Here is a 17,721-nt window from a genome sequence, read left to right on the forward strand (position 1 = left end):
ATAGCAACCAGTTTTTGATCCTTAAAGAGGAGGTTTAACGGGTTTTGTTCTATATATAGATTCAATGAAGGGTTCAACTATTGGTTCACTTCAAAGTGGCCTCACGAAATTTTAGATTGAACCAAACTACCGCTCAGGGTTAGGTTTAAATCTTCAAGCCTAACAAGCAACTAGTTATGCGAATTGTTACAGTTATCGGCGGCATCGTGGTTGTGGTTTGTTTCTTTTTTGCAGTCATCTTTGCACTTGCGGCTTCTGTTCAAGCAACGACCTCGCGGCTTGTAACCAGCGGTGTGCTCTTCGCCATCGGATTGGCAACCATCGCAGCAGTATACTACCTCACCCGCAAACCCAAAACCGTCATCCAGCGGGTTGAGCTTTCGGGAGAAATGAAAGCAGCTCAAATCAAATGCCCAAACTGTGGAGCATCCATTAACGCTGATCAAATCAAAATCGTCTCAGGCGTACCATACGTGAAGTGTCCCTACTGCGGCACGACTTTTGAGGTGGCTGAGGAACCAAAATGGTGACCCGCGCTGGCTTCTTTGTTGCGTTTTTGGCTGTTTGTTTGGTTTCGTCAACTGCTGGTTTAGCTCAAGCACAAAGCAACCTCTACACTGTGAATCATGAATGGGTGCAGATATTCATCAACGACGACGGCACCATAGATTTAACCTACAACATGAGTATAACCGTGACTCAAGGCAGGCTAACCGCGTTTGATGTGGGGCAACCTAACCGTGACTTCACCATCGGCCAAGCCACTGATCAATACGGAAATCAGCTTCGCACTTATAGTTATACCCCTGACGTGGCCTCAGTTGATTTTAAGCAGCAAATAAACGCAGGAGAAAGCATCTGGTATACCATCACCACCAATGTGGCAGGCATGATATACAATGACACCACAAATCCCGGCAACTATGGCATGCAATTCCTTCCGCAGTGGATAAGCGACACCCCGATTAGTGATGTGCGTATCCAAATCGTATTGCCCCCAGGTGTATCCACTGCTGACGTGAAAACTACCGAGGTCTTCTACAACGGCACCTCTATGGTTGAAGGAAGGTTGGCGGTTTACTGGGAAAAGCCCTCTCTGGTGGCGAATGAGCGGTTTATGATCGGTGTTTCTTTCCCAGCAGCAGCCCTACCTAACTATACGCCAAGCAGCCAAGGCGGAAGCGGCGACGGCTTTGATTTGGATTCTTTGTTTTTGGTGCTGGGCGTTATTGGTTTCTTTGCCGCTATCTTGATTTTTATATTCATCATCTACAAACTAAGCAAAAGCAGCTATCAATCCCCAAAAGTCAGCATGGAAACCTTGGGCGTAAAGCGGGGTTTAACCGCGGTCGAAGCCGCTTACCTCTTAGGCCTCAAGCCTCCCCAGTTGGTCACAGCCATACTCTATAGCCTCTTACAGAAGCGGGCAGTGTGGGCAGAAGAAACCAAACCCTCACTTAAACTCAAAGTGTTGCCGCCCTACGAGAACAAGACAGGAACCAAAGAGAGCCCGTTACGTTACTACGAAATCGACTTCCTCCAAGCCCTCAAAGCCGATGGTTCATTGGATGAGGAGAAACTGGCAAAGGCGATTATGTTTCTGCGGGATACGGTGGAAAAGAAGCTAGAGGGTTATAGCCGAAAAGACACTGTGGATTATTACCGTAAAATCGTGGATAAGGCGTGGGCGCAGGTGGAGCAGGCAGGCACCCCCGAGTTAGCATCCAACGCCTACGACAAGGAACTACTTTGGTTGATGATGGACCCAAACCAACGCGTACGCACCGAAACCGTGTTCCGCGACCGTCCCTTCCAGCCTAATCCGTTGTGGTTCTGGTGGTGGTACGGCTACACAATCTATCATCCTCACCCTGTGTTTCACCCCAACATTAACGCACCCGCACAGTCACCGACGCCAACCCCGATTCCCGGCGCAGAATTCGCAAACAACATCGCCACTTCACTTGAGAAAACATCCAGCAACATAGTCGTCAGCTTAGAAAAGTTCGCCAACGCCATCGTGCCGCCTCCGCCCAAAGCCAGCCATGCCCCCGCCCATAAAGGAAGCGATTGCGTTTGCGCTTGTGCAGCGTGTGCTTGTGCCTGCGCCTGTGTCAGTTGTGCTTGCGCTTGTGCAGGTGGAGGTGGCCGCTAATGAGGTTGTTTGGAAAACCCAAAATACCAACGGGACGCTTTAGCTACCGTGGGGAAGATGAGTATGCGGGTATGTCGCTTCAGCTTCGAATTGAAGAGGGCGGTAGAGGTGTATTGGTCATCAACGCCAACACTGTTTTACACCTCAACGAGTCTGCGTCCGTGTTTGCATATTACTTCATGCAGGGCTTACCCCAAAAAGAGGTTCTCTCAAAAATCCGCGGCATGTACCGCGTGGACGAAGCCAAAGCTAAAGCTGACTACGAAAAACTCGTCTACACCATAAGCACCTTGGTGCAGACAGAAAAAATCGACCCCATAACGTTCCTCGAAATCGAAAAAGAGGAACCGTTCAGCTACAAGTATTCGGCGCCGCTGCGTATGGATGTGGCTTTGACTTTCCGATGCCAAAACGACTGTATCCACTGCTACGCAGGCGGCCCCCACCAAACCCCCGAACTTACCACTACCCAATGGAAAACTGCCATCGACAAACTCAGCGACGTCGGCGTCTTCATCTTGACGTTCACGGGCGGCGAACCCACACTGCGCGACGACTTGCCTGAACTTTTGCAGTACGCCCAGAACAAAGGCATCGTTACGGGTTTGATTACTAATGGACGACGCCTCAAAGACAAAGAATACGTGGCGGAGCTGGAGCGGTCGGGTTTAGATTTTGCCCAGATAACGCTGGAATCGCATAAACCCAAAGTGCATGACGCCATGACAAGCGCAGAGGGCAGCTGGAAAGAAACCGTGGCAGGCATCAAAAACGCTGTCAACTCACAGATTTACGTCTCCACCAACACGACACTGAGCAAGCACAACGCGGGCGACTTCTTAACCACCGTTGACTACATCAAAGAACTGGGAGTGGACGCTTTCGGATGTAACAGCCTCATATACAGCGGCAAGGCTCCCGACGTTGACGAATTTGCCCTGACCACTGATGAGCTTAAGGCGTTGCTGCCGCAGGTTCGCGAGAAAGCCCAACTTTTAGGCTTAAAGTTCCTCTGGTACACCCCAACACAGTACTGCGAATTAGACCCTGTTCAACTTGGATTAGGAATTAAAAGTTGCACCGCTGCACTCATCAACGCCTGTGTGGGACCAAACGGCGACGTGTATCCCTGCCAAAGCTACTTCGAAAACCTCGGAAACATCCTTACTGAACCCTGGGAAAAAATCTGGCACAACCCCTTAGCAGAGAAACTGCGCAACCGCGAGTACGTCGAAGACAAATGCAGAAACTGCCGCGAACTGCAGGTATGTGGCGGTGGATGCCCACTGGAACTTCAAAACAAAAGCCCTGGCTGTGCAACCGCGTAATTTATCAGCCAGCAACCCCTCAAATACTTTTAGCGCATGCAAGCTTTTAGTTTGGTGTCTTGTCAGCTATGAGTTTACAAAAGAAGCCTCGACTGGTGGTTTTCGACGTTGAAGGAGTCCTAATTCCCAGAAACCGCTTCCTCTTCGACGTAGGCAAAACCTTGGGCTTCTCAGTGCTGGTGAAATTACTTTTCTTGGGCTTCCTATACGAAACAGGCATCCTCAAACTAGAATCAACCCTGCGCCACATCTTTAGAAACCTAAAAGGAGTCAAAACCGAAACCCTCCTCCACACCTTCGACAACATCCCCGCCACACCATACCTGCAAAACCTGTTTTCGCAGCTTAAAGAACGAAACTGCAAAATCGCCCTAATCAGTTCAGGTATACCTACGTTTCTAGTTAAGAGGTTGGCAGACTGCTTGGGCGCTGACTACGCTTATGGCGTGGAAGTGGAGGAAAAAGACGGAAAATTAACAGGCGCAATCCATGGCGACGCCATCAGCCGAAACGGAAAACTCACGATTCTCCGTGAAATTCTTAACCACGAAACCATGCAGCCCCGCGACTGTGTAATAGTTGCTGATGACCGAAACAACAGCTGCATATTCTTGCCTGAAGCGCTCAAAATCGGTTTTGACCCCGACTTCGTTATCAGAGTGAAAGCTGACCGCGTCGTCAACGGTAAACTCTCAGGGATTCTACCAATCATCGACGGCCAACCGCACAAACGCAGTTTCCCCTCAGCCAACGACCTAATCCGAGAAGACATTCACGCAGCGGGGATTTTTATGCCCGTCATCGCAGGCATGGTCGGCATCCCCATCGTTGCGGCAATAATAATCACAGTAGCAATAATTTACACCGCTTCCGAATTAGCCCGTCTGGAAGGCCGCAATTTACCGTTGATTTCAGGGATAACTAGCCATGCAGCCTCACAATCCGAACTGTACGGTTTTGCGGCTGCACCACTGTACTTTGCGTTTGGGATCGTTACAACTCTTTTGCTGTTTCCAGCTCCCGCCGCAGGAGCAGCCATCGCCATGTTCTGCCTCGGCGACAGCGCAGCCTCACTTTTCGGCGGATTAATCTCCACTTCGTTGCCGTTTAATAAAGGCAAAACTTGGGAGGGCTCGCTTGCAGGGTTCTTTTTTGCGTTTTTAGGCGGAACCTTTTTTGTCTCACCGCTTCTTGCGTTAGTCGGCGCCGCAATTGCCATGACGATAGAAGTGTTGCCGCTACCCATAAACGACAATGTGCTGGTGCCCATCTTTACGGGCGCAGCCTTAACGTTACTGATCTAAATGAACCCGCGCGGTCACTTTTTGTCTTGCGAAACAATTAGGTTGAGCTTTTGCTGATGGCTAAGCTTCTTTATTTCCCTCTCGCGTTTCATCGCCGCGCTACGTGTTCCAAAAAGCTCCACATACGCCACCCGCTGAGGCCTATGTGACTTCGTGTATTTGGCGCCTGTGCCATTCTGATGTTGCCTTGTGCGTTCTTCGAGGTCTTTTGTGTACCCCGTGTAGAAGCTTCCATCCATACACTGCAAAATGTAAACGTAAAACGACACGTCCTATTGCTCCTTATGGTTCAGCTGTTAAGCAGTCGAAAACGACCCCTTTCTGTATTGCCCTCTTCTGATACGCTTCTGGACCGATTTCTAAAACTTTTCCGCGGTCCACATCTATTATGTAGATTTCATGTATACGGGCATTGCAGATTTCTTCTTCGGTTACAGGAGGTTTTTGGTAGAACGCGTCGCAGAGGGCTTTGATCTGCTGGATTTCGGCTTCGGTGCGGTTACGTGGAAGCTTGGCGAGGGCGCGGGGAAACGGCAGAATATAATGAGGCGGCACCCCAAGCGCGAATTTGCCTGCGAAGCTGCTGTATCGGATGATTTTGCTGGCTAACCGCGCCGAAGTATAGGTGAGGGGGCATAGCGCGTTTTCGGGTGGGATGAAGCCTGTTTCGATTTCGACGATGAGGTTGCCTAAGCCTTTGGTGCCGTATAAGTCGCAGGTTAAAAGGTTGTTTAGTGGGTACTCGATTGTTATGTCGTATTCTTTTTCAAGCAGGTACTTGGCGCAGACGAGTTCCATGGCGGAGTGGTTGATTTTTACGATGTTTTGTTTTTGGAGTTCGATAAGCCAGTCTTTGAGGTGGATGAGTCTGTTTTCCACCGTTTGGGTGGTGTTGTAGGTTAAGCGTTCTATTAGGGTGGTGAGGTCGCTTTGGAATTTTTCTCTGCCACTCATCACGTGTTCCCAACTGAGCTTTAGCAGTATTCTATGGCGGCATTGTATATATAAAGCCAAAAACCTGACAACAACACTCATTGTTAAGAAAAAATCCGTCTATTGAGATTTTTTACTATACCCTCTTATTCATGGGCATATGCGGGGGTTATGTATCCATGTTAAAGTAGCGCTTAACTGCCACGAAACTGAGCCTTTTTTAGGTGTTCCTTTTGGGGAACAGCCCGTTCTCAGGGGAGAGCTATAAGTCACGGCTCTACCTGTATGCACTTAACAGGTGATCAATAAATGGCAACCAACAAAAACGCATTAAAAACCTTAACCTTCTGCTTACTAATCTCAGCCTTGTTAAGCCCAATTCTACTGTCCACCACACGGGCAGAAAGCACCACGACAGTGGGGGAATGGAAACTTGACGAAACAAAAATCAGCGGCACAACCGAAACCACCCCCGACGCCACAGGCGTCAACAACGGCATACTGGCAGGCACAGAGCACCCAACCCTTGTCAAAGGCAAATACGGCAACGCCATGAAATTCGGCGGAGAAAACGCCATCTACGTCCCAATCAAATTTGTTGTCGGCTTCCCACCTATGGATGAACCCATGTACATCCCGATTTCCACCAACCTCGACATCCAAAAATACTTCACCATAACGGCATGGATTAACGTGCCAAGCTTTACAAACGCCACATACAACAACATCGTTGTGAAATGTAACCACCCAGACCAAGCTTGCGATTGGCAAAATACACAGAGAGTTCTCGGCTTAGCCGTACGTGCAGGAACACTTGGAAACGGCGAGGCATACGTTGAGGGGGCACTTAGCGGCTTTGTTATGACGGAGAGCGGCGGCTTTAACGAAATAGTAACAACTCAAGCGATTCCGCTTAACACTTGGATAGAGGTACAGTTCACCCGCACAGCCACAGGTATGCACCTCTACATTAACAACGAAGAACAAGCCGTCCAAGTCCTGCATGGCACCCAGAATCCAACAGGCAAAATCCTAAGCGGCACAGAATACTACTTCGGCCACGACAGCTACGCAACCATCGACAACGTAAAACTCACGGACTTAGACCCTTACAGCGAGAGCAGCTTTGACATCGGACCCAACTTGATGATAGTCATAATCGCCGTTGCAGTCATATTCGCAGTTGCTTGGCTCCTTCGCCGAGCTATCCAACTCTGGATAATTAAACCAAAAATCTAGGCGACTAAACGTGGGCACAACCCTAAAACTGCTCGAGTTGCTACTTCGGCAGAAGCTGCTAGGGCAGGGACTAAAGGGTGAACCCCACACCCCTCTCATTGTTTCTTTCGCTGTAACCCGCGCCTGCAACCTACGTTGCCTCCACTGTCATGTATCCGCCAGAGAAGCCATGCCCAACGAACTTAACCTCCAAGAGGCAACTGCAGCGATTGATGAAATGCACAGTTTAGGCACGGAAGCAGTGATTTTCAGCGGCGGCGAGCCGTTGCTGCGTAAAGATTTTGTTTTGGCTTTGGCGCAGCACTGCGACGACTTAGGGATCATCACAGCTATGCTTACCAACGGGTTACTTATGACGCCGCATACTGCGCTACAGCTTCAGGAGGCAGGCATTAAAGCGGTTGGCATACCCATCGACTCAGTCATCCCAGAATGCCACGACCGCTTAAGAAACCTGCCCGGCACCTTCGAAAAAGCGGTGCAAGCCATCAAAACCTGCCTAGAAATCGACTTAGAAGTCGTGGTGACCACGATGGCGCTCAAAGACACCTACAGTGAGATGCCTCAGCGGCTGGAGTTTCTTTCGGATCTAGGGGTGGATGAGGTGGCGGTTTACGATTTGATTCCCGTGGGCAGAGGCAAAGAGGTTATGGATAACGCTATGACTCAAGAGCAACGCGTTAACCTTATCCGATGGCTCCAAAGCAAACAAGAGAACACGGAGATGGTTTTTGCGATGTCAGGCGGGTTACCCATGTACCCTGAAATCGCCATAGAAATGCACCGCAGCCACGGCACCAAAGCCAAAGACCTCCTCGTCAAAGAATTCTGGATACATCAAGGCATCGGCTGCCACGCAGGCAACATGTACTTCAGCTTACGCCCCAACGGCGACATCTACCCCTGCACCTTTCTCCCCATAAAAGTCGGCAACATCCGCGAACAGAGCCTAACTGAAATCTGGCGCAACTCCTCGGTTCTAAAAACGCTGCGGCAGCGTCAAACGCTCAAAGGCAAATGTGGCACCTGCGAGTACCGAGAGGGCTGCGGCGGGTGCAGAGGACGAGCTTATGCGTGCACGGGAGACTACTTGGAAACTGACCCCGTATGCCTGCGGGATTTGATGGTTGAGGAAAAGGTTTCGCCTGCAGACATCAAACGTTTCGGCTGGTGCGTCGGGTAACCGTTTCCCGTTCCCTGTTAGAGCACTGACGGGTTTATGGCTTTATATAAAGCAGCCTACACTGTACGAATAAGATGCCAACTCAGAAACCCCAGCCAGACGTGGTGGTCGTTGGAGGCGGACCCGTAGGCGCCTATGCAGCCCTCCATTTAGCCAAGAAAGGTTTAGCAGTCAGGGTTTTTGAGGAGCACCCCCAAATCGGTTTGCCCTCTCATTGCGCGGGGCATATAAGCATCCGAAGCCTCAAGCACATGGGGCTCTATCCTTTGCCCAGCGGCATTATCGAAAATGAGTTTTCTGCTGCCAACTTTTATTCACCTCAAGGCACCAAATTCACGCTCAAACTCTCTTGCCCCGTAACCACTGCACTGAATAGGGCACGGTTCGACCAGTTCTTGGCTGAGCAGGCGAAGGCGGCTGGAGCCGAATTTGCGTTGGACTCACGGGTCGAATCGTTATTGATACAGAAAGGTGCCGTGCAAGGCGTGCACTTAAAAACTGGTGAAAACCTCCCAATTCAAGTACGCTCAAAAATTGTTGTGGACGCTGAAGGTGTCTCTTCGCGGCTTCTCCGACAAACAAGATTACCGACCCTAAACCCAACTGGACTAGTTTACGCAGTAGAAGCAGAAATGGAAGATGCGCAAGATGTCGATTTGAACGCTGTGGAGGTGTATTTCGGCAAAGGCTATGCACCGGGCTTCTACGCCTGGGTTATACCGCGACCTGACGGCTCCGCCAAAGTCGGCTTAGCCACAAACCACGGCGACCCACGCGAACACCTCAAGCGACTCATGACAAAACACCCTGTGGCTTCAAAACAACTAGGGAAAGCCAAAATCACCTCTGTGGGCTACCACGCCATAACCCTCGCAGGACCAATCCCACAGGCTTACACAGATGGCTTCTTGGCTGTTGGGGACTGCGCCTCGCAAGTGAAGCCCACCACGGGGGGCGGGGTAATATTCGGGTTAACCGCAGCTAAGGAAGCCGCTGAGGTGGCGAGCCAAGCTATAGCACAAGGGGACGTTTCCGCTAATGTTCTTCAGGTATATCAGAAACGCTGCGATGAACTCTTCAACTTTGACATTCGCGTTATGCTTCGGCTGAGACGTTTTTTGGATTCACTTTCTGATGAGCGGTTAGATGAGATGTTGAGGGTTTGCCGTAAACTGGGTGTTGATGGGGCATTGAGTGATGTTACAGAAATCGATTTTCAAGGCAAAATGCTGCTTACAGTAGCCACAAAACCCTCGATGTTGGCGGCGTTAGGCTACTTTGGGCTGCTCTATTTGACTGCAAACCCTTAAAATCTCCCTCACCAACATAAAAGCGGGAACCCCACATGTCCGACGAATTCGAATACAAACAAGTCCTCATATTCCGCACTGATTTGCAGATGGGCAAAGGCAAAATCGCTGCCCAAGCAGGCCACGCAGCCATATCCGCCGCACAAGACGCTTTTGTACACCACAAGAAATGGTGGGAGGCCTGGATGTATGAGGGGCAAAAGAAGGTCGCGCTCAAAGTCCAAACCGAGAAGGAACTGTGCGAGTTGGAGGAGGCAGCGGAAGATTTGGGGTTGCCCCATGCACTCATCGTTGACCGCGGCTTAACCCAGATTCCAGAAGGCTCAATAACCTGCCTCGGCATCGGACCCGCCCCAGCTGAAAAAATCGACCGACTCACACGCCAACTAAAGTTGTTGTAGGCGGTTTCTTTGCCGATTCCCGACGTTGACAAATTGCTTGGTATGGAGGTTTACGCCACCAAAACCGAGGGCGTCGGCGGGGCGATTAAGGAGGCGGTGGAGGATTTTGTGGTTGAAGAGGTGCTTGTGGACGGTAGCAAAGCCAGTGTGGACTGTGCAGTTCCGAGTAGAGTTATTGGTTCTTCCAGTCAAAGGCAGCGGTTTGTGCTTTGCGTTTTGGTTAAACGTAACTGGGACACCATGATTGCCACAAGAAACGTTGCCAAATCTTTAGGTGTTGAGCCATCGAGGGTGCAGTATGCGGGGATAAAGGATGCCCGAGCCGTGACAACCCAATTCATCACCGTAGAGGGCCTTTCAATCGAAGATGTAGCTAAAGCCGACGTCAGAGACGTAAAAGTTACTCCAGTGGGCTACGTCCGCGAGGCGCTTTCACTGTTTTACCTCTTAGGCAACCACTTCGCCATAACCATAAAACGCCCTGCTCTTTCAGAGGCAGCAACCAAGGAACGCGTAGAGCAAACAATCCAAGAATTTACCACATTGGGTGGTATCCCGAATTTTTTTGGGCATCAACGCTTCGGCACCACACGTCCCATAACCCACTTAGTTGGAAAAGCCCTCACCCAGGGACGCTTCGAGGATGCGGCGATGCTTTTCTTAGCCAAACCCAGCCCATACGAACACCCAGAATCACGGAAAGCGCGGCAGCAGCTTTGGGAAACTCACGATTTCAAGTGGGCTGTAGAGAACTACCCCAAGCAACTCCGATTTGAACGCCAGATGCTTATGCACTTAGCCGAGAACCCTGCGGATTATGTTGGGGCTTTTCGGCGGGTGCCTCCCAAGTTGCAGGCGTTGTTTGTGCAAGCGCAGCAGTCGTATCTGTTTAACCGTTTCCTCAGCGGGCGCATGAAGAAGGGGCTGCCGCTTAATCGAGCGGTGGAAGGCGATTTCGTGGTTGCTGTGGAACGTTCAGGGTTGCCCTTGACGACTATGGCTAAAACTGTTACTGCCCAAACTCTTGAGACGACAAACGCTTCGATTGCGACGGGTAAGTTACGGGTTGCCCTGCCTCTTGTGGGGGCTAAGCAGAAACTGTCAGGTGGCGCAATGGGCGAAATCGAAGCCCAAATTCTCGAAGAAGAAGGCGTTGGCCTTGAGGCGGGGTGGCTCAACGAGTTGTCCCGTGCAGGCGGCAAAGGAGGCTTGCGCACAGCGCTTACGCCTGTTAAGGATTTTCAGCTTCAGCATGCATCCAGCGAGAGCGTCGGGGTCAGTTTTACGTTGCTAAGAGGCTGCTATGCCACTGTGTTGCTTAGAGAAATCATTAAACCAGCCGAACCCGTATCTGCAGGCTTCTAAATCCGCATAAACACACATAAACTAGACCGCAGTTCCTTTCGTTAAGGAAGACCGTTTTCATGGCAGAAACCCAGCAGCCGCCCCACTGCATAATACCTATCCATAAACCCGACTGGAAAGAGTACGCTTTCTTCTTCGCCTCAGGCATCCTGGTAAGCATTCCGTTTACGCTGTTTTTCGCCCAAACATATTCCTTCTTTCCCGCAATCCTAACAGTTGTCGTGTTTGCGCCTTTCGTTGAGGAGTTAGCGAAGGTTCTGCCGCTGTTCTATAGGCACGGCGAAACTGAGCGCTCCCTCACTGTGTTAGCCATTTTAATTGGGTTGGGGTTTGGAATCGCGGAGTTTGTGCTCTACGTCGCGTTTTTGAATGTACCGCCGCTTGCCCGAGTTCCAGGCGTCATATTTCACGCTTCAAGCGCAGTTATTGCTGCGTATGGAATTGCTAAAAAGAATCCGCTACCCTTCTATCTGATAGCGGTGGGGCTTCATATGGCTAACAATTTTGTGGCTGTTTCAGAAAGCTATCTGCTCAGTGTCTCCGCAGGCGTATTGATTCTGGTATCCACGTACCTGCTGGCTTGGCGGTACTACCATAAAGCATCCCCCGAAGTAGTCGTGGTTTAGGTAACCTTGTCGGTTCGCGCCAAATCCCTAAGACGGTTGACGCCGTCGATTTCCTTTATGAACTTCGCTACAGCTTTTGGTACCAGTTTAGTCCAACTGGCGTCTTGAAGCATTTTTTGCCGCACCAACGTGGAAGTGTATTGTTTTCGGTCAAACAATGGCAACTCTTTAACGGGGTAACCTGCCTCCATGAAGAGTCTCCGCGTGAGCGGTTCGTTAGAGAAGACCACGTTAAATTTTGGAGTGTAACCTTCGACTGCACTAACCCAGAGCATATGCAGGTGCACATCGGGAACGGGAACAACCCAGACCTTGGAAAGATCCACATTGGCCTCCAAGAGGGCATTGTGCACCATCATGAGACGTTCGCCTGCAGTGAAGGGGTCGTGGTTGTTGTGGCTGTATTGGGCGCTTCCGATGACTATGACTAGTTCTTCGACGTTTTCTAAGGCGTATTTTATGGCGTCTAAGTGCCCGATGTGGAAGGGTTGGAATCTGCCAACGTAAAGGCCGCGATTAACCACTATGTTCTCTCCGCTTTGAGGTTGCGCTTGGATGCATTTATGATTTGCGCAAACCTTCATCGTACTTGTTTACTGCGCATTCTACTGGGAAAACTCTAAGGCTTCCGCCGTCAAAGTTTATTTCCTTGTACTCTTTGAACCCACGTTTTTCTCTCCTTAAAAACAAGAGCTTGACCTTTAAGCCTCCAGCACTGTAACCGCCTAAACCAAAATCCGACTTAACAACCCTATGGCAAGGTACAATCGGCGCAAAACGGTTACACGCCATAGCGTTCCCAACCGCCCTTGCACCTCCACCCACAGCTTTTGCGATCTCACCGTAAGTTGTGACGTAGCCAACGGGGATGGCTTGGGTGGCTTTGAGGACTTTTTGGGTGTAGGATGGCAAATGCTTGGTCGCCAGAGGTAAAGCGGTTTTAGTGTCTTTGCCGTCGTAGATGTCTTCTATGGCTTGGAGGACAGCTTTGGCTTGGGCTGAGGGTTCAGGGAACACTTGGAAGGGCATGTTGAAAGGCAAGTTGTACAAGATTGTTTCGAGGGCGTTTTTTGGGTTGCCGCTGAAGGTTGAAGCGACGATTTCCTGCTGTTGCAGGGCAATTGCAAAGTAGGTGTCGTTGTGGTTTTGACTGTAGATTTCAATCATAACGTGGCCCTCGTGGTTTCTTTGTGGGTTATAGGCTTCTGGGAGCGAAACGGCCTCCATTTCGGCAACCCATACAGGTGCCAACCAACCTTACATTGCCCAAATCGGGCTTTGCCTCCAAGAGGCTTCTTGCAGTTATCGTGACGTAACCGAGGGGTTTGCCGCATTTTTGGCATCTGAGCGGTTTATTCTCACTCATACAAGCTCACCTCGCAGTTGTATAATGGTTATAAGTAAGCTTAATACATTGTCTTGTGTATTAAAAACGAAAAGGCGAAAAATTATGGACGGATATGGACCACAATTACCAACCTTACCTCAAATCCCACAGATCCCGCTCATGCCGCAGGTACAGATGCAGCAGGAACACCAGCCCCAAGGCAACCAAGCCCAGCAGGGCATCGGATGGATTCCAGGCGCCACCACCGTCGGCGTCGTCTTTCACGGCGGAGTTCTCCTTGCAGCTGAAAAAAGAGTAACGTATGGCGGCTTCATCATGAGCAGGGGTGGGAGAAAAGTCTTTAAAGTTACAGACCGCATCGGCGTCGCCTGCGCAGGCCTCGTCGGGGACATGCAGATTCTTGCCCGAGAGATGGAGGCACAAACCAACCTGTACAGTATGGATGTCGGCAGACCAATCAGTGTTCAAAGCGCATCTAAACTGTTGGCAAATGTTCTCTTCAACAGACGCTACGCGCCACTTATTACTCAAACCATAGTGGGCGGCTTAGACGAAGATGGCGCCCCGTCGCTATATGTCCTAGACGTTTTGGGTTCACTTATCCCAGACAAGTACGCAGCGGTCGGTTCAGGCACAGAAACAGCCATCGGCGTCATCGAAGAAGGCTACAAAGACAACATCTCGCTTAAAGACGCAAAAGAACTCGTTATTCGCGCAGTTAAAGCAGCTATCAACCGAGACGCTATGAGCGGCGACGGCTTAGATATCCTTATAATCACCAAAGACGGCGTCACTGAAGAATCCGTAAAATTCTAAACCTCTTTTCCTTTTCACCTTTTTAAGTTAGCAAACGTCAAATAGAGTTATACGCCGCAGAGAGGAAAAGGCTATGTCGTTTGAGTTAACCCAGCAAGAAGGAGAATTCCTAGTCCAGTTGGCTCGAAAAACAGTTCAACTCTATCTAGAAAACGGCAAAACCCTCAAACCGCCAAAAGAAACCCCGCAGAAACTCTTCGCTCAATGCGGCGTGTTCGTCACCATCAGCACCTTAGTCCACGGAGAAAAGGCGCTGCGCGGTTGCATCGGCTACCCATACCCAACCAGCCCCCTTGTGGAGGCCGTCATAGACTCAGCCATCAACGCGGCAACCCAAGACCCCCGCTTCGACCCCATGGACCCCCGCGAGTTAGACGGCGTGGTTTTTGAGGTCAGCGTGTTAACTCCGCCTGAACCTGTCCAAACCAGTGACCCCCGCGAATACGTTAAGAAGATTCAGGTTGGCGAAGACGGCTTAATCATCGAACAAGGCTACCGCAAAGGGCTTCTCTTGCCACAGGTGCCTATCGAGTGGGGTTGGGGTGAAGAAGAATTCCTCTGCCAATGCTGCATGAAAGCTGGGTTACCACCTGACAGTTGGTTAACGAAGAACACAAAAATCTACAAATTCCACGCCATAATCTTCGAAGAAGAAAAACCCAATGGGCCTATAAAACGCCTAAGCCTCAAAAAATAGCCTAACCCTTTACGCTTTCGACGATTTCTACAGCGCGGTCTAAGCCGCGGAATCTGCCTGAGAACTCAGAGAGCGCCTCCACGTTTTGGGTGTAAGTATCCAACTCGGCGTTCATTTTTTTGAGGGCTTTTTCGAGTTGTTTTTTGTTTTTGGCGACTATTGAGCAACACATTTTTTCGAGTTTTGCGCCGTTGCCTTCCTGCTCTGGCTGGGTGGGGATGCAGATGGTGGGTTTGCCGTACTTGATGGTTTCAAAGCAGGTGGCGTGGCCGCCGCTGAAAACCACGATTTTTGCGTTCATCATGGCTTGTTTTCGTTCCTCAGGCGTGAGCCAAGTGTGGAGTTCGCAGTTGCCGATTTTAGCTGATGCCTTCTTGCCTGGCGTGCCGAGGCTGATTATGCATTTAGTCTGGGCTTTCTCTAGTACGGGCAGTAGGGTTTTGAAGAGTTGGGAGCGGGTTCCGATGGGACCGCTGATGGGTGCGAAAATGTGTTCTTGTCCTCCGCGGACGGGTTTGGTGTCTACGAATCCGCCGACGTATTCAGTTCGGCTGGTAATGCCCATGTTGTCGATGTTTCCGATGCTGTACTCTGAAACGGTATACGGTGGGGGGTTGTCGGGTATGATTACTTTTTGACACGCCTTGATGTACCGCTCCAAAAATCGCTCTCCGGGGCTTAAAAAAGTAGAAACACCAAAACTTGGGCGTATCGTGTTGGCAACATAGACCGAGGGGATTTTCCATCGTAGCGCCAGCCGAAGCGCGTTTATGTCGCCATCAGCCACGAGCACGTCAGGTTTAACGTTGTAGATGTTTTCTCTTAGGTCGTAGTAGCGGTGGATGGTTTCCCAAGTGTTTGAGTTTTTTATTTCGAACCTGTTTTGTTCCACATTGAAGAGGGGTAGCGGAAAAAACATGTTCAGAAGAGACGCGGAGGTAAGGATACCGTGTGCGTTTTCGTACCAAGAAATCGGGGTGACTTTGTATGTGTTTTTGAATTCTTTCTGTAGCAATTCGTATGCTTTGCCGCCTGAAAAAAAGAACAACTCGTGCCCACGCTGTTCCAGCCGTTTCCCTAAGGGGATGAGGCGTGAAACGTGCCCTAAACCGAGTTCGGAACAACTGAGCAGCAGTCGCATACGATTATCTGTGAATACATGATGGTATTTGAACTATAGCTTGGTTCAAACTGGAGGGTGGGATAAGCATTTTAAGCGTAACCTGTAAGAATAGGATGTATGTTTGTGCCAAGGCGAATCGTGGAGGAGAAACTCAAAGCCGCCCTTGAGGAAGACATCGGGCAAGGCGACGTAACCGCAGCTGCAATTATTCCCGCAGGCTTAAAGGTTAAGGCGGAAGTAATCGCCAAAGAAGACGGCTTCGTGGCGGGTATAGAAGAAGCAACCATTCTAGCCGAGTATTTAGGGCTTAAAGTTGAAGCACAAGCCGCCGACGGTGAAAAAATCAAGAACAAACAGGTTCTAATGAAAATCGAAGGCGACGCCCAAACCATACTCTCAGCTGAACGCACCCTACTAAACCTCCTCTCACGCATGAGCGGCATCGCAACTCAAACACGCACCTTAACAGAGGTAATCAAGAAAAACAAGTCAAAAACCAAAATTGCAGCCACACGCAAAACAGCGCCTGGACTGAACTTTTTTGACAAAAAAGCCGTAGCCCTCGGAGGCGGCGACCCGCATAGACTCCACTTAGACGACATGATTCTAATAAAAGACAACCATCTCGCTATCGTTGGTGGCGTAGAGGAAGCAGTTAAAAAAGCTAAATCTAACGCGTCGTTTAGCAAAAAAATCGAGGTAGAAGTTACATCTTCCGAAGATGCAGTTGTAGCTGCGCGTGCTGGTGCAGACATCGTTATGTTGGATAATTTTTCACCCAAACAAGCCAAAGAAGCCGCTGCTAAACTGCACAAAGCGGGCTATGACAAGGTGCTCATCGAAGCAAGTGGCGGAGTAACCGCCCAAAACCTCGCTGAGTATGCGGCTGCGGATGTTGATGTAATAAGTATAGGCGCGTTAACCCACAGCGTCAAAGCCTTAGACATTAGTTTAGAAATAGTGAAATGAGGGCGGTTAGGCTCCGATTGACAGAGCAAAGGTTTCGGCTACGGCGCCGATAATCAGTAGCAACGCCACAACTCCGATGAAGATGGCAAGGTACTTCAATTCTCCCTTCCACTGTTTCTGTGTTATTCTGCGAAACAGCCATATGCTTTCCGCCATGGCAATCGAGTAGGAAACGTATTCTAACAGAAAAACTAAGCCTACGAGGAATAGGGTTAGAACTGCAGTTGCCGCGGTAAGTTCCACTGAAGATGAGGCTGCTGCTCCACCTGCGGCTTGAATCTCAAACACCGCCCTAAACGCTTGTCCAGTGCTAAACAGTATGAACATGCCCATCGCGAATCCTGCAAGCGGAACGAACATGAGCAGGCATAGGGGGAAGTTGTTGAGAAAGATGTCTGCGCTCAGGGTGCCTTGCGCTTGGCCTTGGGTGACGGTTTGGTTTAGGTAGTCGCTTATTATTTTTGCTTCTTCGGGGCTGACTGGAACCAGCATCCCAATAGTTGTGGCCAAAACAGACAGGATGAACACTATGAGTACGGCGTAGATTCGTTTTCGTTTCGGCGAAGCTTCCTTCCAGAACTGCGGGTAATCCATCCAATTCAACCTTTATCGTGTTTTTGGTTCGATTTTGAGGGCTCGAAAACCTCTCGCAACAGGGTTAAAGGTTTCAGTCAATTTAACCTTTGTTAAAACATCTTCGGAATCAACCGCGTAACTTCTTAGTTCATGCTCACCCGAAATCAATGAAACCAACCAGACGCGGTCCTCTAAAAAGATAGGTTGACAATTCAGGGGCAACCCCAACAGCAAAGCTTCTTCCTCTTCAAGTGTTTTATGACACGCAAATAGTATTGCTTCAGCGCCCGCAGTCAACTCTGCAACCCGCACAGGCACGCTTTCTTTGCCGATTGCCAGCATGTCTAA

At 50.0% G+C, this 17,721-nt stretch carries 21 protein-coding genes; 13 read left to right on the forward strand and 8 right to left on the reverse strand.

Annotation, left to right across the window (positions count from 1 at the left end):
• Positions 1 to 176 precede the first annotated feature (176 nt).
• The 4 genes from NWE96_00245 to NWE96_00260 all read left to right on the forward strand — a co-directional run bounded on the left by NWE96_00245 (position 177) and on the right by NWE96_00260 (position 4,787).
• Entirely contained in the window at positions 177 to 530 is a 354-nt protein-coding gene (locus NWE96_00245; protein MCW3982406.1) for a hypothetical protein, read from the forward strand.
• The gene (locus tag NWE96_00250) at positions 524 to 2,155 is read left to right on the forward strand and encodes a DUF2207 domain-containing protein (protein ID MCW3982407.1); all 1,632 of its coding nucleotides are present in this window, start codon (positions 524 to 526) and stop codon (positions 2,153 to 2,155) included. Before NWE96_00245 ends, NWE96_00250 begins: the two co-directional genes overlap by 7 nt.
• Positions 2,155 to 3,483 carry a radical SAM protein gene (locus NWE96_00255; GenBank protein MCW3982408.1) on the forward strand — a complete coding sequence of 443 codons (1,329 nt, stop codon included), beginning with the start codon at positions 2,155 to 2,157 and terminating at the stop codon, positions 3,481 to 3,483. Before NWE96_00250 ends, NWE96_00255 begins: the two co-directional genes overlap by 1 nt.
• Before the next feature lie 68 nt (positions 3,484 to 3,551).
• Positions 3,552 to 4,787, forward strand: coding sequence for an HAD-IB family phosphatase (locus NWE96_00260; GenBank protein MCW3982409.1), 1,236 nt, complete (start codon positions 3,552 to 3,554; stop codon positions 4,785 to 4,787).
• A 14-nt stretch (positions 4,788 to 4,801) separates the two neighbouring features.
• On the opposite strand, the gene NWE96_00265 is transcribed toward NWE96_00260, so the two are convergent.
• Together NWE96_00265 and NWE96_00270 are read right to left on the reverse strand one after the other, a co-directional pair.
• A complete protein-coding gene (locus tag NWE96_00265; protein ID MCW3982410.1) occupies positions 4,802 to 5,056 on the reverse strand; it encodes a GIY-YIG nuclease family protein in 255 nt (84 codons plus the stop codon).
• Between the two features lie 13 nt (positions 5,057 to 5,069).
• On the reverse strand, positions 5,070 to 5,741 hold the full coding sequence (locus NWE96_00270; GenBank protein ID MCW3982411.1) for a hypothetical protein: 672 nt from the start codon (positions 5,739 to 5,741) through the stop codon (positions 5,070 to 5,072).
• Between the two features lie 288 nt (positions 5,742 to 6,029).
• On the opposite strand from NWE96_00270, the gene NWE96_00275 reads away from it, so the two are divergent.
• The 6 genes from NWE96_00275 to NWE96_00300 all read left to right on the forward strand — a co-directional run bounded on the left by NWE96_00275 (position 6,030) and on the right by NWE96_00300 (position 11,844).
• Positions 6,030 to 6,959, forward strand: coding sequence for a LamG domain-containing protein (locus tag NWE96_00275; protein MCW3982412.1), 930 nt, complete (start codon positions 6,030 to 6,032; stop codon positions 6,957 to 6,959).
• A 10-nt stretch (positions 6,960 to 6,969) separates the two neighbouring features.
• Entirely contained in the window at positions 6,970 to 8,142 is a 1,173-nt protein-coding gene (locus tag NWE96_00280; GenBank protein ID MCW3982413.1) for a radical SAM protein, read from the forward strand.
• A 74-nt stretch (positions 8,143 to 8,216) separates the two neighbouring features.
• Complete coding sequence (locus NWE96_00285) at positions 8,217 to 9,452, forward strand: NAD(P)/FAD-dependent oxidoreductase (GenBank protein MCW3982414.1); 1,236 nt, start codon at positions 8,217 to 8,219, stop codon at positions 9,450 to 9,452.
• Positions 9,453 to 9,487: 35 nt separating this feature from the next.
• Positions 9,488 to 9,853 carry a peptidyl-tRNA hydrolase Pth2 gene (gene pth2 / locus NWE96_00290; GenBank protein MCW3982415.1) on the forward strand — a complete coding sequence of 122 codons (366 nt, stop codon included), beginning with the start codon at positions 9,488 to 9,490 and terminating at the stop codon, positions 9,851 to 9,853.
• 9 nt (positions 9,854 to 9,862) lie between these two features.
• On the forward strand, positions 9,863 to 11,218 hold the full coding sequence (gene truD / locus NWE96_00295) for a tRNA pseudouridine(13) synthase TruD (protein ID MCW3982416.1): 1,356 nt from the start codon (positions 9,863 to 9,865) through the stop codon (positions 11,216 to 11,218).
• Positions 11,219 to 11,277: 59 nt separating this feature from the next.
• Entirely contained in the window at positions 11,278 to 11,844 is a 567-nt protein-coding gene (locus NWE96_00300; protein ID MCW3982417.1) for a PrsW family intramembrane metalloprotease, read from the forward strand.
• Here the strand turns inward: NWE96_00300 and NWE96_00305 are convergent.
• The 3 genes from NWE96_00305 to NWE96_00315 are packed head-to-tail and all read right to left on the reverse strand — an operon-like array spanning position 11,841 to position 13,210.
• The gene (locus NWE96_00305) at positions 11,841 to 12,428 is read right to left on the reverse strand and encodes a nicotinamide-nucleotide adenylyltransferase (protein MCW3982418.1); all 588 of its coding nucleotides are present in this window, start codon (positions 12,426 to 12,428) and stop codon (positions 11,841 to 11,843) included. The two genes, NWE96_00300 and NWE96_00305, sit on opposite strands and share 4 nt — an antisense overlap.
• A complete protein-coding gene (locus tag NWE96_00310) occupies positions 12,406 to 13,011 on the reverse strand; it encodes an MGMT family protein (protein ID MCW3982419.1) in 606 nt (201 codons plus the stop codon). The genes NWE96_00305 and NWE96_00310 overlap by 23 nt, the downstream gene beginning before the upstream one ends.
• Before the next feature lie 28 nt (positions 13,012 to 13,039).
• Positions 13,040 to 13,210 carry a hypothetical protein gene (locus NWE96_00315; GenBank protein MCW3982420.1) on the reverse strand — a complete coding sequence of 57 codons (171 nt, stop codon included), beginning with the start codon at positions 13,208 to 13,210 and terminating at the stop codon, positions 13,040 to 13,042.
• A gap of 84 nt (positions 13,211 to 13,294) precedes the next feature.
• Here NWE96_00315 and psmB point away from each other — a divergent pair, with 84 nt between their 5' ends.
• Positions 13,295 to 14,008 (forward strand): archaeal proteasome endopeptidase complex subunit beta, encoded by a 714-nt coding sequence (gene psmB / locus NWE96_00320; protein MCW3982421.1) that lies wholly within the window; start codon positions 13,295 to 13,297, stop codon positions 14,006 to 14,008.
• A 73-nt stretch (positions 14,009 to 14,081) separates the two neighbouring features.
• Positions 14,082 to 14,705 carry a TIGR00296 family protein gene (locus NWE96_00325; protein ID MCW3982422.1) on the forward strand — a complete coding sequence of 208 codons (624 nt, stop codon included), beginning with the start codon at positions 14,082 to 14,084 and terminating at the stop codon, positions 14,703 to 14,705.
• A gap of 1 nt (position 14,706) precedes the next feature.
• On the opposite strand, the gene NWE96_00330 is transcribed toward NWE96_00325, so the two are convergent.
• Positions 14,707 to 15,846: a hypothetical protein gene (locus NWE96_00330; GenBank protein MCW3982423.1), complete on the reverse strand. Its 1,140-nt coding sequence runs from the start codon at positions 15,844 to 15,846 to the stop codon at positions 14,707 to 14,709.
• A gap of 105 nt (positions 15,847 to 15,951) precedes the next feature.
• Here NWE96_00330 and nadC point away from each other — a divergent pair, with 105 nt between their 5' ends.
• A complete protein-coding gene (nadC, locus tag NWE96_00335) occupies positions 15,952 to 16,797 on the forward strand; it encodes a carboxylating nicotinate-nucleotide diphosphorylase (GenBank protein MCW3982424.1) in 846 nt (281 codons plus the stop codon).
• 6 nt (positions 16,798 to 16,803) lie between these two features.
• On the opposite strand, the gene NWE96_00340 is transcribed toward nadC, so the two are convergent.
• Positions 16,804 to 17,391, reverse strand: a complete 588-nt coding sequence (locus NWE96_00340; GenBank protein MCW3982425.1) for a hypothetical protein — start codon at positions 17,389 to 17,391, stop codon at positions 16,804 to 16,806.
• Positions 17,392 to 17,403: 12 nt separating this feature from the next.
• A complete protein-coding gene (locus NWE96_00345; GenBank protein ID MCW3982426.1) occupies positions 17,404 to 17,715 on the reverse strand; it encodes a hypothetical protein in 312 nt (103 codons plus the stop codon).
• Positions 17,716 to 17,721: the final 6 nt, after the last annotated feature.

The organism is Candidatus Bathyarchaeota archaeon (assembly GCA_026014685.1).
Lineage (GTDB): Archaea > Thermoproteota > Bathyarchaeia > Bathyarchaeales > Bathycorpusculaceae > Bathycorpusculum.